This window comes from Mycolicibacterium sp. 624 (genome assembly GCF_040548615.1).
GTDB lineage: Bacteria > Actinomycetota > Actinomycetes > Mycobacteriales > Mycobacteriaceae > Mycobacterium.
The window spans coordinates 521,360-536,059 of record NZ_JBEPRZ010000002.1 but is presented as its reverse complement, the minus strand read 5'-3'; the positions used below and the strand labels follow the sequence as shown (position 1 = coordinate 536,059).

Annotated in this window: 14 protein-coding genes; 7 read left to right on the top strand and 7 right to left on the bottom strand. The window is 64.3% G+C overall.

Annotated features, from left to right (window positions below; translation table 11 throughout):
* The first annotated feature begins 33 nt into the window (after positions 1-33).
* The gene (locus ABIA65_RS09540; RefSeq protein WP_354523366.1) at positions 34-1,041 is read left to right on the top strand and encodes a zinc-dependent alcohol dehydrogenase family protein; all 1,008 of its coding nucleotides are present in this window, start codon (positions 34-36) and stop codon (positions 1,039-1,041) included.
* Between the two features lie 12 nt (positions 1,042-1,053).
* On the opposite strand, the gene ABIA65_RS09535 is transcribed toward ABIA65_RS09540, so the two are convergent.
* Positions 1,054-2,613, bottom strand: coding sequence for a B12-binding domain-containing radical SAM protein (locus ABIA65_RS09535; RefSeq protein WP_354523365.1), 1,560 nt, complete (start codon positions 2,611-2,613; stop codon positions 1,054-1,056).
* A gap of 207 nt (positions 2,614-2,820) precedes the next feature.
* Between ABIA65_RS09535 and ABIA65_RS09530 the strand changes: the two genes are divergently transcribed.
* From ABIA65_RS09530 to ABIA65_RS09515, 4 genes are all read left to right on the top strand, one after another.
* Positions 2,821-3,249 (top strand): hypothetical protein, encoded by a 429-nt coding sequence (locus tag ABIA65_RS09530; protein WP_354523364.1) that lies wholly within the window; start codon positions 2,821-2,823, stop codon positions 3,247-3,249.
* 113 nt (positions 3,250-3,362) lie between these two features.
* The gene (locus ABIA65_RS09525; RefSeq protein ID WP_241403548.1) at positions 3,363-3,626 is read left to right on the top strand and encodes a hypothetical protein; all 264 of its coding nucleotides are present in this window, start codon (positions 3,363-3,365) and stop codon (positions 3,624-3,626) included.
* A gap of 100 nt (positions 3,627-3,726) precedes the next feature.
* Positions 3,727-4,404, top strand: a complete 678-nt coding sequence (locus ABIA65_RS09520; protein WP_354523363.1) for a YczE/YyaS/YitT family protein — start codon at positions 3,727-3,729, stop codon at positions 4,402-4,404.
* Positions 4,405-4,478: 74 nt separating this feature from the next.
* Positions 4,479-5,342, top strand: a complete 864-nt coding sequence (locus ABIA65_RS09515) for a peptidoglycan recognition protein family protein (protein WP_354523362.1) — start codon at positions 4,479-4,481, stop codon at positions 5,340-5,342.
* Positions 5,343-5,357: 15 nt separating this feature from the next.
* Here the strand turns inward: ABIA65_RS09515 and ABIA65_RS09510 are convergent, their stop codons facing one another.
* Positions 5,358-6,719, bottom strand: a complete 1,362-nt coding sequence (locus ABIA65_RS09510; RefSeq protein ID WP_354523361.1) for an alpha/beta hydrolase-fold protein — start codon at positions 6,717-6,719, stop codon at positions 5,358-5,360.
* A gap of 218 nt (positions 6,720-6,937) precedes the next feature.
* Between ABIA65_RS09510 and ABIA65_RS09505 the strand changes: the two genes are divergently transcribed.
* Both ABIA65_RS09505 and ABIA65_RS09500 read left to right on the top strand, forming a co-directional pair.
* A complete protein-coding gene (locus ABIA65_RS09505) occupies positions 6,938-7,930 on the top strand; it encodes a hypothetical protein (protein ID WP_354523360.1) in 993 nt (330 codons plus the stop codon).
* Positions 7,923-8,903 (top strand): hypothetical protein, encoded by a 981-nt coding sequence (locus tag ABIA65_RS09500; protein WP_354523359.1) that lies wholly within the window; start codon positions 7,923-7,925, stop codon positions 8,901-8,903. Before ABIA65_RS09505 ends, ABIA65_RS09500 begins: the two co-directional genes overlap by 8 nt.
* A 34-nt stretch (positions 8,904-8,937) precedes the next feature.
* Here ABIA65_RS09500 and ABIA65_RS09495 read toward each other — a convergent pair whose 3' ends face one another.
* From ABIA65_RS09495 to ABIA65_RS09475, 5 genes are read right to left on the bottom strand one after another with little or no spacing between them, the layout of a single operon-like run.
* Positions 8,938-9,234: a putative quinol monooxygenase gene (locus tag ABIA65_RS09495; RefSeq protein ID WP_241403554.1), complete on the bottom strand. Its 297-nt coding sequence runs from the start codon at positions 9,232-9,234 to the stop codon at positions 8,938-8,940.
* Positions 9,235-9,263: 29 nt separating this feature from the next.
* Positions 9,264-10,532: an ABC transporter substrate-binding protein gene (locus tag ABIA65_RS09490; protein WP_241403555.1), complete on the bottom strand. Its 1,269-nt coding sequence runs from the start codon at positions 10,530-10,532 to the stop codon at positions 9,264-9,266.
* A complete protein-coding gene (gene fucP, locus ABIA65_RS09485) occupies positions 10,529-11,851 on the bottom strand; it encodes an L-fucose:H+ symporter permease (RefSeq protein ID WP_354523358.1) in 1,323 nt (440 codons plus the stop codon). Before fucP ends, ABIA65_RS09490 begins: the two co-directional genes overlap by 4 nt.
* A gap of 58 nt (positions 11,852-11,909) precedes the next feature.
* Entirely contained in the window at positions 11,910-12,803 is an 894-nt protein-coding gene (locus ABIA65_RS09480) for a universal stress protein (RefSeq protein ID WP_354523357.1), read from the bottom strand.
* Positions 12,800-14,623 carry an amino acid permease gene (locus tag ABIA65_RS09475; RefSeq protein ID WP_354523356.1) on the bottom strand — a complete coding sequence of 608 codons (1,824 nt, stop codon included), beginning with the start codon at positions 14,621-14,623 and terminating at the stop codon, positions 12,800-12,802. The genes ABIA65_RS09480 and ABIA65_RS09475 overlap by 4 nt, the downstream gene beginning before the upstream one ends.
* Between the last annotated feature and the right edge of the window lie 77 nt (positions 14,624-14,700).

The window sequence follows — 14,700 nt, the reverse complement described above, 5'->3', positions numbered from 1 at the left end:
CGCCGTGGTGAGGGCGTCAGGAAGATGAGAACCATGCGGTCTGTCGTCGCTGGCACGGTGGGCGAACCGTCGGAGGTTCTGCACCTGCAGACCCGCCCCGCTCCGCAGCCCGGCCCCGGCCAGGTCCGGATCCGGGTCATAGCCGCGCCAGTCGAGGCCAGCGATCTACACACCGTCCGCGGCCGATACGGCTTCACCCCGGAGTTCCCCACGGTGCCCGGAATCGAATCCGTCGGTGTGATCGACGAACTCGGCAGCGGCACTGACGGTCTGACCGTCGGGCAACGCGTCATCACGATCGGCGTCACCGGCACGTGGCAGGAGTATGTCGTTGCCGACGCCGAGCGGGTCCTGCCTGTTCCCGCCGGCATGAGCGATTCCACCGCGGCCCAGATTCTCAGCAATCCGCTCACCGCGGTGATCCTGACCCGCGATGAACTCGATGTCCGGCCCGGCGAATGGCTCCTGCAGACCGCAGCCGGTTCGATCGTGGGCCAGTCGGTCATCCAACTCGGAGTGCACTTCGGCTTCAAAACCCTCAACGTGGTCCGTCGTCGATCCGCTGTCGAGGACATCCTCGCGTTGGGTGGCACCGCGGTGATCTGCACGGAGGATGAGGACCTGCGCGAACGGGTCGCCGCGATAGCGGGCGACGACGGCGTGTCCAAGGCGATCGACTGTGTCAGCGGCCAGGTGGGTGCGGATGTGTCGCGTGCGCTCGCACCGCGCGGTGAGTTGGTCGTCTTCGGGGCGCTGTCCACGCACCGCCAAACCGATCCCGACAAACTCACCATCCCCGTCTTCGCGCGCTCACTGATCTACGAGACCAAGACCGTTCGGGGGTTCTGGCTGTTCCGCTGGTTCACCGAGACCCCGAGGGACCGGATGGCCGCAGCGATCGACCGGACACTTCAGCTCGCCCACTCCGGCGTGTTGCGCGTGCCGGAGGGCCAGCCGATTCCCGTCGAGAAGTTCAGCGAAGCCGTCTATCTGGCCGAAGCTCCCGAACACGGGGGTAAACCTCTACTGGTGTTCGACTAGACGGCAGGGGCGTCAGAACGTGTTGACCAGGGTCCGCGATTCGGCCATCTGGTGCGACATTGTGTAGTGGTGGTAATGCATGGCGCACTTGACCACGCAGATGAACAGCACGCTCGGATCCGGCCGGTGGCGGAGCATCGTCGCCATCCTGTGCCGATAGATTCGCCGCAACTCCGCGTCGGGGACATTCTTCATCAACAGCAGGAACAGGCCAGCCGCTCGAACCGCATCAAATGATTGCGCTCGCCATCTCTGCCACGGATGTCGGTTCAAGTACGCATTGCGAGCCCGGGCGAAATTGAATCCGCGCGCGAGATAGAGATTCTCGAGGCGATCGAAGTAGGAGTCGGTGTCGTACAAGTCCTGCATCAGACCGATGTACCCGTCGCGCAACGCTTCGCGCGTCATCCCGAGTGGAATCACGTTGGTGCCGAACGCCTGCTCCTCATCGAGATCAAGGCGGCCCTCGTTCTTCAAGCGCGCGTGCAGCGGTGTCTTGGGAATGGCGGAGAGCATGCCGACCATCGCGTGCATGATGTCGGTCTGCCGCATGAAATCACTTTGTGCCTTGAAGATTCGGGCATCGTCGTGGTCGAAACCGACGATCATGCCGCACCAGACTTCGAGTCCTGAGTCTTGTACTTTGCGGACCCGGTCGACGATCGTCCCGCCCTTGCGCACGTTCTGGTACTTCTTCGTCTCGCGCAGCGATTCCTCATTGGGGGTCTCGATGCCGATGAAGACGGCTGTGATGTTGGCGGCGACCATCAACTCCATCAGCTCGTCGTCTTCGGCAAGGTTGAGTGATGCCTCCGTGAAGAACTGGAAGGGATATCCCTCGGCGACCTGCCACGCGGCAACGTCGCGAAGCAACGTCTTCACCGCGACCTTGTTGCCAATCAGATTGTCATCGACGATGAACGCGATGAGCAGTTTCTGCCTGCGCATGGCCTCCAACTCGGCGATCACCTGCGCACTCGTCTTCAGCCTCGGCTTGCGTCCGAACGTGACGATGATGTCGCAGAACTCGCACTGGAACGGGCAGCCGCGGCTGAACTGAATGCTGCCGAACACGTAGTTCCTGGCTTTCAGCAGGTCATACCGCGGCACCGGCACCCGAGTCATATCAGTTCGCTCGAGTTGTTCGTATCGGTGCTGATGTCGCCCGTCGGTCCACTCGTCCAGAAACTGCGGCCACGTCGTTTCCGCCTCGCCGATGAAGATCACATCGGCGAGGCCGTCGAAGTAATCCTCCTGCACACTGACCCACGGTCCGCCTACGACGGTGAAGACGCCGCGGGCCTTCAGTTCGCGGAGAATCTCACGCATCCGACGGCGCTGGACGACCATGCCGGTGAGCCCCACGATGTCGGCGCGCGCCAGCCGGTCGTAGTCGATCGGCTCGACGTTCTCATCGACGATCGCCACGCGATGTGCGGCAGGCGTCAACGCGGCGATCAGCGGAAGGCAGGCGGTCGGCAGATTGCACTTCTTGCCGAGCAGCGGCAGGGCGTACTCGAGGCCCCAGTAAGACACCTCGAACCGAGGATTGATCAGGACGATATCGGCCATAGTCGTCTGCTCCGGATCGCGCCGAAAGGCGCTGGTAAATGCCAGGATTTTAGCACTTTCCGCCTGGTGGGAGGAGTTGGTGCACCGGCTTCACTACCGACTGCAACGAGTCCGCGGTTGGGGCCTATCGGGTCGGGCGGCCAAGTGACAGGCTTGATCTGTACGGGCCCCGTTGATCGGAGCCGAACTGCGATTGAGGAGCATCGAATGGCCGACAACCGTCTGAGCGAGAAGTTCGACGCGCTGTCCGATCGGGCAAAGGAATCGGCGAACAAGCTCAAGGCCTCCGCAGGACGCGAGAAGGATCAGCTGAAGGCGGACGCCGCCGCAGCGCGCGAACGCGCCAGCTCGACCGCGGAGGAGTTCAAGGAGAAGGTGGGCGAGGCCTCAGATAGGGCGTCGTCGCAGTGGGACGAGCTCCGCGGAAAGTGGAAGGACCACCTCGCCAAGGTGCGGTCAACCATCGAAGCGAAGAAGGAGGAACACGAGGCGAAGGCCGCCGAGCGGTACGCCGACGATGCCGAGGACTATGCCGTGGGCGCGATCTTGTTTGCGGAGAGTGCAATTGCAGAAGCCGAGGCGGCTTGCCTAGACGCTGTCTACGCTCGGGCGAACGCTGTGGCGCTCAATCCCTGAGTGTGCCGTGAACTGATGCGGGTGACGGTGACCCCGAGTCGGCACGGCAAATCTGGGCGTTTCCACACGCAACACTTCGTCATTTCTCAGCTGGCGGCCGGACAGTGGTCTGCATGACCGCTATGAATGGCCGGACGGGTGTGGCATCCGGCATGCCTCGTCGCCGGTGGTGGCGGAGTGTGCCCAGGCCCGCTCTCGGCGGAGCATTCGCGGCCATCCTGATCGGCGTCATCTATGCGACGGGGGAGTGGGCGTCCGTGGTGGCCTCACTGGCCGGCTTCGCCACCGCCATCACCTTGATCGCCGCCGCCGTGATCAGCTGGGAGCGCGTCGTCGTGACCGCAGCGTCGGCGGGCCTCGTGGAGCGACCACACTAAACCACCGGCCCGAACACCCTGGGCTCGGATGAGATGGTTTGCAGAGTGCGCACTTTCGTCATTCTGCTCCGTGCCATGTGTGAATCGGTAGGGTCCGAACGTGGCTGGTCGAGACTCGCACTACTGGAGGCGCGCGTGCTGGGCGCTGGTCGGGGTGGCCGTCCTGGGTCTGGGTGCGTCGGTGTTGCGCGTCGCGCAGGTCGGTGTCGACCCCTACACCGCCGCCAACATCGGCATCAGCAACACGATCGGTCTCGATCTCGGCACGTACCAGCTCATTAGCAACGCGATTCTGCTGATTCCGATCGTCTTGTTCGGCCGCATGTACATCGGCGTCGGCTCGGTCATCAACATGGTCATGACCGGCTACTTCATACAGTGGTTCTCGGACCTGTTGTATCCGCTGGTTCCCAGCGACCCCACCCGGTTGGTACAGGCCGTCATGTTCCTCGTCGGGATCACCCTGTTCGCCGCCGGCGCGTCGATGTATATGACAGCGGCGCTCGGTAATTCGCCGTACGACGCGATCGCCCCGATCATCGTCGACCACACGCGATTGCCCTACCGAGCGGTGCGCGTGGCCCAGGATCTCGTCTTCGTCGCGCTGGCCCTGGCGTTTCACGGACAGGTCGGCATCGGGACCGTCATGACGGCATTCTTCGCCGGCCCCTTGATCGACTTCTTCACCGAGAAGGTCAACAAGCCCCTGATGAAGAAGGACCTGGCAGCACTCAGTGCGTTCCAGCAGCGTGTCGCGACAACCCGCTGGCATTTCTGACAGCGGCGCCCGTTCGGCGCAGACTGATGGGGCGCATACGCCATTCCCGTTCAGCCTGCGCCGGAAGGAAACCCGTGGCCAAGACAGGGCAGTGGACCGGCGACCCGGTCTGGCTCGCCGACGTACTACGGCGCGAGGGTGTCCAGCTCGTCGAGTTTCCCGGCTGGCGCGATCGCGGCCACGGGGACTTCAAGGACATCCGCGGGGTGATGGTGCACCACACCGGATCGGATCACGCGAGCGCCGCCTCCATCGCCTACGGCAGGCCTGATCTGGCCGGCCCGCTGTCGCAGCTACACATCGCGCAGGACGGCACTGTGACCGTGGTCGCGGCCGGGGTGGCCTGGCACGCCGGCATCGGCATGTATCCGTGGCTGCCGACCAACATGGGCAACTGGCACATGATCGGCATCGAGTGCGCCAACAGCGGAACCAGCCCAACGGCGCCACACCGCACCAACTGGCCGGCAGCACAGTATGACGCCCTCGTGCGTAGCTGCGCCGCCATCAACCGTCGCCTCGCGCAGAACTCCAGCCGCACCATCGGGCACAAGGAGTACGCGGGCCGCTCACAGGGCAAATGGGATCCGGGCGCCATCGACATGGAGATCCTGCGCAGCGACATTCAAGCCGTCATCGGCACCATTCCGGACCCGGCCCCGACACCGAGACCGCCGGTGCCAGTCGGTCAGTTCGCGGACATCCTGCTGTTCCGTGGTTCCGAGGGGCCGCAGGTCGCGCAACTGCAGCGCCAGCTCAAGTATGGCTACGAAACCTATGCCGGGGATCTCGTGGTCGACGGCGTCTACGGCACCCAGACCGAGACCGCGGTCAGGGAGTTTCAGCGACGCACCCGGGGCCTGAAGGTCGACGGCATCGTCGGCCCTGCCACCGCTGCCGCGCTGAATCTGAGGGTGGTGCCGCAACTGGAAGGCTGACGATGAGTGGTGCTGTCACATCTGTGGCATCGCATTCACCGGTGACGCTGGGCGTAGGCGGGCGATGATGCCATCGAGGTCGAGCACGAACATGTCGGGCCGGAAGACGTGGCCGCCGGGCACCTCGTGCGATTCATGCGGGATGCCCGCTGCGTTGAGGCGGTCTCGGAACTCCCGTTGGCCGGCGAGCACCTGAGTCTCGTTGACGCTGTCGAACCAGTTGAGCGGGTCCGGGCTGGTGCCGGCGACCAGGAAGACCCGCTTGTTGCGGTAGCTGTCGATGCGCTCGACCGGATTGTCGGCGCTGACCCGGGCCTGGTCCCACAGCGGCGCGCCGTAGACCGTGCCGCCGGCCAGGTCCAGGGCCGCTGAGGTGATGTTTGCCCAATGCACGACCAGGCCGAAGTCGCGGCGCAGACTCGCCGGGCCGGAATGGGCACTCACCGAGGCGAAGTGGCCGTAGTACTTGGCTGCGTACTTCAGCGCACCGAACCCGCCCATCGAAAACCCGGACACCGCACGGCCGTCGTACTCGGCGAATGTTCGGAAGTTCGCCTCGATCCAGGGGAGCAGCTGGGCGATGTGGAACGTCTCCCAGTTCCGCGGGCCGGTGAACGAGCTGACCGGGTTGGAGTACCAGCCCGCGTGGCCGCCGTCGGGCATCACGACGATGATCGGCTTGCCCGCGGTCAGATCGCGGATGCCTGCAAAGTCGAAGAAGCGGAAGTCTTGGTCGCCGCCGTGGAACAGGTAGAGGACGGGATAGGTGCGCCCGCTGGTGCGGTAGTCGTCCGGAAGCAGGACGTTGATACCGGGGTTCCAGCCGATGGCGCCGGTCTGAAACCGGTAGTACCACAAGCGCGCATCGTTCTCGTTGCGGTCCACGATTCTCAGGCCGAACCCGTCGCTGCGTCCGACGAATATCACCAGTATCTGCCCGACTTCGAGCACGGCGGGATCTGCGATGCCGTTGACGGTGGCGATCAGCGGATAGAACGACGCGTTGCCGTAGAACCGCGACGCCAATGCCGAGAGCGTGTCCCCTCCGACCACCCGGTACCTCGTGATGTCCGGAATGATCAGTGGCTGCCCGACATTGATGACGGCGGAGACGGCGATCCCGCTCGCGGAGGCGATCAGCCGATCGAGTTCCGCGTCACCATAGAACCGCACGGCCAACGCCGACAGCGTGTCCCCTGCGACTGCCGTGTATCTCGTGAAGTCGGGGAAGACCAGCCGTTGCCCCACGGCGAGGACGTCGGGGTTGGTGATGCCGCTGGCGGTGGCGATCAGCGGATAGAGTCTCGCGTCTCCGTAGAAGCGCAACGCCAACGCCGACAGCGTTTCCCCCGAGACAACCACATGTGTTCGGACCATTGGTCTCACCCCTTTCGACCGCAACTGGCTCTCACCTCGATTGTGCGCGCGGCCGCCGTCGGTGGTGGCGGGTTGGCAATAAACCGGTGTCGGTGCTGGTTTCCAGTCAGACGAGCCGAGATCGCGCCGGTCATACTCCGGTGCTATCTGGCCTCGAGGTTTAACGTGAGTGCACGGGGAGCCAACGACGTGATGGGCGCAGTGGCTTAGGGGGTGCGGTGCGAGCCGAAGCGGACGCCGACCACTATGCGGTACTGATACGGCATCGACGCGACCGTGCCGTGCTGACAGTGGTTTTCCTCCTGCTGTTCGTCTTCTCCTACAGCGAGGAAATCGTGTTCGCCGCGCTCGAGGCGACCGGTCAGAACCATCTCCTGGGATGGCTCATCGGCCTGGTGGGACTCGATGTGGCCGTGCTCGCGGTGGCGGGTCTGCTCAAGCATCACATCGGCCGAGCCGATGACGGCGACCAGCGGCTGTGGCGGCCGTGGTGGATCTCCTTCGCCAGCGTGGTTGTCCTCGACGTGGTGTTATGTCTTCTGCCGGAGGATCATTCGCTGTGGATCGACCTCACGTTCTCGGTCGCACTGGCCGTCCTCATGGGGAGCCTGATGGCTCTGTCGCTCAACGCCGACCCTCTGACGTTATTCAGCAGGGTGCGACGGACTGCTGAGCCGACCGATTGGGCGCGCGTCCGGGCCGTGGTCCCACTCGTCATCGGCACCTTCGTCTGTTACCTCGCCGCCACGGCCTTCGACGACTTCTTCGACCTCGACACCGTGCGCGCTCTCGATTCGGAGATGTCGGCAGAGGTGGCCGCGATGCCACTGCCACAGCAGCTCGGTGCAATGGCGACCCTCTGTGAGGGTGCGGTCAGCCCGGCCTTCTTCCAACAGGTTGTCGCGGTCATCCCGCTGCTGTTGCTCACTCTGGGCGTGGAGTTCAACTTCTTCCGACGCGCACTCGTCGAGCCCGCTCAACGGGCCGCCGCTGCGGCGACCGTGACGGTCATGTCGGTTGGCCTGGTTCTCGCACTGTCCACACTGCCGTGGGCCGGCACGGGTTGTGGTGGGGTGCTCGGCTATTGGCACGAGTTTCTGACCTTTGTGATCTCGGTACAGGGTGTTGCCACGGGGCTGGCCACACTCGTGTGGCTTCTCGTGATGAGCAGCCCTGATCAACGCGGCACCGAGGGGGCCAACGATGCCTGAATCCGCAGCACCCCCACGCGCTGATCGCGCGGTGTTCGGCGTGGTCTTCCTCATGCTGTTCGCGTTCTCCTACAGCGAGCAGCTCGTCTCGGAGCTGTTCCCGTCCAGCGGCGACGACGGACACATGGCCTGGCGGATCACGGTGATCGCCGTCGACGCCGTGGTGCTTGGAGTGGTCGGCCTGATGAAGCGCGCAGTCACCCGGGCAGACGGTGATGTGCCACGGCTGTGGGGTTGGTGGTGGACCGGCGTCGTCATCCTCATCGGCGTCGACGCACTACGGCTCATCCACCTGGAATCGATTCGCGTCGACGTGCTGACCGCCACCGTCTACGCCGCGGCGATGGGCGCCACGATGGCGGTGTCGCTGAACGCCGATCCGCTCACGCTGTTCAGCAGCGCCCGGCGGGTGGCATTGCCGGTCGACTGGGCGCGGGTCCGCGCGATCGTCCCACTGGTGGTGGGGGCTTGGCTCTGTTACCTCGCAGCGAGCGCATACGTCGACTTCTTCGATGTCGACACCGCACGTGCGCTCGATCCGGCGATCGAGGCGCAGGTGTCGGATCTTACGGTGTCAGAACAGATGTCGGTGCTGTCACAGCTGTGCCAGGGTGCGATCAGCCCGGTGTTCTTTCAGCAGGTCGTCGGGGTGATACCGGTGCTGCTGCTGGCTCTTGGTGTGGAGTTCAACTACTTTCGCCGGACGTTGACCGATGCTGCCCAACGCGCGGTGACCGCAGCCACCGTGACGGTGTTGGCCGCCGGTCTGGTCGGGGCGCTGTCGACTCTTCCGTGGGACGGCCAGGGCTGCGGCGACGTGCTGTCAGGCTGGCACGAGTACTTCGCGTTTCTCCTAGCGGTCCAGGCGGTTTTCACCGGGCTGGCGACCCTGGTTTGGTTGCTGGTTGCCAGTACGCCCGATGATGCCGCGGGTACTGGCCCAGTGAATCGGGATGCCGCGGCCGGAGGGTAGGCAGGCGCCAGACGTCCGGCGGCTTGCCCGTCGACTACTTTTCATCGAAGAGCCGCAGTTCAGATGGCTCCCGCAAGAGGTCTTCCAAGATTCTGTTGCCCTCGGTGTTGTACGGCTGGCGCATGTGCTCGTCCCAGGCTGCTCGCGACCGGAACATCTCCAGCATCACCCAGGAGTCCGGGTCATCCTGCGGTTGAACGAGATGCATGAAGACGCAGCCCGGCTCCTCAAGCGTGTTACGCCGCATCGACTGCAGCTGCGCCTCCGCCTCGGCCATCCGGTCGAGTCGCGGCTTGATCGTGACAACCAAGAACAACGGTCCGCCGCTCACGGTCGCTCCCTTCATGCGCAGACGCCGCGTCACCGCCCGGAGATGGGCACGATCACCGAGTTCTGCAGGGTGTCGATGAACGCGTTCTGATCCCTGCTCTGAACGAATGTCGCGACCGCGTCGTACAACCCCTGCTGGAAGCCGGTGGGCAGTAACTCGCCGTGGGTGATCGACAGGAGGATCTTGTCGTTCCACAACGACTTTGATGCTTGCTGCTGGTAGGCGGGTAGCGATGCGACGTCGACGTCGTTGCGTACCGGCACCGAGCCCTTCACCTTGTTGAACGCCAGCGACGTCTCGGGATTGGCGATGGTGCCGAGGAACTTCATCGCGTTGACGCCGTCCACAGCGTCGGAGGAGACCACGAATGTGTCGACGATCGCGAGGTACGCGCCCGATGTGCCGGGGTACGGCACATATCCGAAGTCCTTGCCCTCGACGGCCTTGTTCGCCTCGAGTTCGCCGTAAACCGAATCATTCATCGACAGGAACGCGCAGCCGCCGGTGGCCAACTTCTTCGCCGCCGCATCCCACGTCAGCCCACCAGCGCTGGGATCAGCCTGCGAGACGATCTGTCCGTACTGGGTGAGGGCGTCTTTGAGTTGTGCTCCCCGCCAGTCGAACTTGTCGTCTGCCACATTGCCGAATCCGTCGGGTCCGATCACCCCGAGCAGAGTGTTCTCGAACAACTCGGTCGCGGTGAACCGGTCCTTTCCGCCCAGACACAGCGGCGTGTGATCCTTCGCTGCCACCTTCGCCAGATCGCCGATGAACGCCTGCGTGGTGTAGCCGGGCCCGGGAACGGCGACGCCCGTGTCGCGGAGCACGTTCATGTTGAACCACAGCACGTTTCCGCGGTGCGCACCTGTCGGGACGCCCCATTGCTTGCCCTTGTACGTCGCGGCATCGAACAGCGTCGGCGGCAATGTCGAGCCCAGATTCCCGTCCGTGTAGATCGCGGAGGCGTCGGCGATCCTGCCTGCGTCCACCCACGCCCGAAGTGAACTGCCCAGGAACGTCTGCCACACATCGGGCGGATCGCCGGCGCGCAAACGTGCCGCGAGGGCCACCTGGACATTGCTTCCACCGCCGCCCGCGATTGTCCCGTCGATCACGTCGACGTCTGAGTTCTCCTTCTTGAAGGCATTCAGCAGAACTTCGAAGGCGGGGTGCTCCGACGGCGACACCCACCACGACACGACCTCCAGCCGGTCCGTCGGTTCGGAGAAGTTCGCCTTCTGGCCGCCTCCGCATGCCGCAAGAACCAGTGCCAGCGTGATGATCCAGATGCGCTTCATGCTCGTTCTCCCACCGTGTTGGGTGCGGCTCTCAGATCGAAGACGGCGAAGGCGGTGACCACCGCGAAGCACACCGCGGGGACGACGAAGGAGATCGCGGGTGTCGTCGCATCGAGGATGGCGCCCTGAATCAGCGGCATGATCGCCCCGCCGACGATGGCCATGACCAGACCGGCGGCCCCGAACTTGGTGGCCGGTCCCAGCCCGGTGAGCGCGACGCCGTAGATCGTCGGGAACATCAGTGACAGACAGAACGACAGCGCGACGACGGCGGCCACCCCGGCGACGTTCGGTGAGAGCATCGCGAAGACACAGAGCAGCACTGCGAGCGCGCCGAGGACCATCAGCACCTTCGTCGGGCGGACCTTCCCGATCACCCAGGTCATGATGAACCGCGAGATCAAGAACACGATCAAGCTGACTTGCAGCAGATAGCCACCCAACTGAAGTGACCCGTTGAGCGCCTGCTGCGAGTACTGGATCAGATAGGTCCAGGTGCAGACCTGCGCGGCCACGTTGAAGAACTGGGCGATGACGCCGAACACGTACCGCTTGTTGGACAGCAGAATCCGTATCGGGCTCTGGTCGCCGAGATCACCCGACTCGAACTCCTCGACGATGGGTGGTGACCTCTTGATTGCGATCACCAATCCGATGGCGATCAAGACGAATCCGAGCCCGAGATACGGTCCCATCACGGCACCTAGTTGCCCGGCGCGGATGGCGTGTTCCTGAGCGGGATCCACATTGGCGAGGTTCACGGGCTCGTCCAGCTTGGGCAGAATCAGTGTGGCCGCGAGGAACACCCCGATGTTGGTGCCGACGGGGTTGAATGCCTGCGCGAAGTTCAAGCGCCGTGTCGCTGTCGCTTCCGGGCCGAGCGACATCACGTAGGGGTTGGCAGATGTCTCGAGAATGGAGCAGCCGGCCGCGATGGCGAAGAGGGCGACCAGGAATGCCTCGTAGGTCATGATCTTGCTCGCCGGATAGAAGGCCATCGCGCCCGCCGCCGCGAGCAGCACCCCACTGAGAAGGCCTGCCTTGTAACCGAATCTCTGGTTGATGAGGGCCGCGGGTATGGCCAGCAAGAAGTAGGCGCCGAAGTACGCCAGCTGGACGAGCGAGGCCTGGAAAGTGTTCATCTCGAAGATGCGCTTGAAACCCGCCACCATCGGGGTGGTGAGGTCAGCGGCCACACCCCATGCCGTGAAGCAGCAGATGAGGACGGCGAAGAGGACCCACATCTTCGGATAGACCAGCGGAGGTTTGGACGAGTCCGGTGTTGCGGCCGGTTGGTCGGTGTGGTCGGTTGTCGTCATGTTCGCTGCCTCTCGCCATCGAGAAGGGTGCAGACCGCTGCGGGCGTGACTTCGCCTGTCAGGTGGCTTTCATCTCTCGCCGCGGCACGATCATCGTCGGCACCGGCGCATGCCGGAGGATTCGCGCCGCTGCCGAACCGAGGAACACCTGAGCTGCCGGGCCGGCCGCGCCAGATCCCAACACCAGGATGTCGCCGACGCCCCACTCGACGGCGTCGACCGCATCACGCCACGTCGGGCCCGCCCCGATCACCACCTCGGCGTCGAGGGTGTCGATATCAGATCGGACCTTCTCCAGTTGGGCGACGATGCCCTCATGGGTTCGTCGTGCCCACTGCTTCACGACGAGATCCTCGGCGGTCGGTTCAATCGCGCCACTGAACATCGTGACCGGTCGCACGGTGAAGGAGGCGATCCGCAGTCGCGTCGACCATCGCTGAGCGAGTTCCGCGCTCGCCGCGACCAAGCCAACCGCATCCGCCTGCCCGCCGTAGGCCACGGTCAACCGATCTATCCGGCCGGGATGCCCCGGGTATCCGCGAGGCGCGATCGCCACCGGGATCGCGGCGGTGTGGACGAGGCGGTCGGTCACGCTGCCCAGGGCGACCCTGCCGAGCAGACCGGATGACGACGAGCCGACGACGACGACATCCGCACTCATCTCGGCCGCGAGTTCGGTGAGCCCCTCCGGGATGGATGTGGCCTGGTGCACGATCTGCCACACGTCCAGATCGGCGGGGAGCTGGTCGGCCATGTGTTGGAGTGACTTCTTGGCCTGCAGACCAATGTAGTTCAGGTACTCGTCCTCGACGGGATCTGACCTCGGAGGCCAAGGACGCTCGACGATCACCGCCGCCACGATCCTGGCGCCCGTGCAACGCGCCAGCTGCGCGGCCAGGTGCAACGGTGCCGTCCCCTGACGGCTCGCACTGAAGCCGGCGATGATCGTCATCGTGGGACCTGGTTAACCACAACAGACTTCGCGACTACGTGCGTCACGGGCATCTTGAACTGGGCGCGGGCACGGTCGACGACGTCGAACCGCTGCCAGACCGAGAACTCGGGCGGCAGTGTCGCGATCACGATCTGGTCCGGGCCGAATTTCGCGACGGCGTGGTCCAGAGCTCGCAGTGGCCGATAGTCACCCAATTCGCCTTCAGCGTTGAGGTTCTCGCTGTGCAGCGCGGACAACGTGGCGTCGAGCCTGGCCGTCGCGGCCTCCTGGGTCGCCTCCGTGACGTCGCGCGGTCCGTGTGTGGCCGCGGCGCCGGTGTCGACGGGGCTGGCCGGCACCACGACCATGTACTGCGCCTCCCGATCGGCTCCGATACGACGCAGTTCGTCGAGCAGCTCGTCGGAGTCGACAGTCTGATTGGCCAGCACGAGCACGCGGTGTGGCGGACGGGCTGGGGCTTCGGCCGGCTCCTCCGGGCGGCGTTTCACAAACCACTTGTTGGCGACGAAGAGGAGGATGACGACCGCCCAGGACAGCAGGCTCAGCACCAGCTGGGAGCGCAGGGCCTCGTCGATGAACATCTGCACCAGAATCGCCACGATTCCCAGCGCGGTGAGAACGGAAAGCACTGGGAACAACCACATCTTGACCCGGAGTTCGGAGTCGGGAGTGCGGTAGCGCAGCACGATCTGAGATATCGCGATGAGCAGGTAGACGAACAGGATGATCGCGCCACTCGAGTTGAGCAGGAACGCGAAGATCGTGTCCGGGGATGCCGCAGCGGCGATGATGCACAGGAATCCGACCACCGAGGACGCCAGGATCGCGTTCATCGGCACGCCGCGACGGGTCACGCGCACCAGTGCGGGCGGTGCCTCCCGTCGCGCGGCGAGCACGAAGAGCATGCGCGAGGCGGTGTACATGCCCGAGTTGAGGCAGCTCAATACCGCCGTCAGCACCACGGCGTTCATCACGTGGTCTGCGTATGGAATTCCCATCTCGGTGAAGGCGGCGACGAACGGGGACGCAGCAACGCTCTCGTCGTTCCACGGCACGATGGTCACCAGGACGAATACCGCTCCCACGTAGAACACCAGGATCCGCAGAATCACCGAGTTGGCGGCTTTGGCCACAGCTCGCTCTGGATCCGCAGACTCAGCGGCCGCGATGGTCGCGATCTCGGCGCCGACCATCGAGAAGATCACGGTCACGATGCCGACGGTGATGACGCTGAAGCCAAACGGCATGAAGCCGCCGTGACTGGTCAGGTTTGAGAAGTCAGCCGATTTGTTGGGCCACAGTCCGAAGATGAACGCGGCACCCAACGCGATGAAAGCGATAATCGCGGCCACCTTGATGCCAGCGAACCAGAACTCGAACTCACCGTATGAGGCCACCGAGAAGAGGTTGGTCGCGGTCATCAGGACCATGAAGATCAATGCCGAGAGCCAGAGCGGCACGTCGATCCAGTACTGGATGATCTTGGCGCCTGCGATCGCCTCGAAGCCGACCACGATGACCCAGAAGTACCAGTACAACCACCCGACGGAGAACCCCGCCCAGTTGCCCAGAGCGTTGCGCGAGTAGTCCGCGAACGATCCGGTGGACGGGTTCGCGACCGCCATCTCGGCCAGCATGCGCATCACCATGATGATCAGCACGCCGGCCATGCCGTAGGTGATGAACGCCCCGGGGCCGGTATCGCCGATGACCACGCCGGAGCCGACGAACAGGCCCGCCCCGATGACCCCACCGACGGCGATCATCGTCAGCTGGCGTTGGCTGAGCGCTTTCTTGAGAGTGGGTACCGCGCTCATGGGGACCTCCGTGCTCGGAAACAGGAAACCGACCAGCGTCGAGTACCCGAATGTGATTCAAGTCACTCATCGGTGGT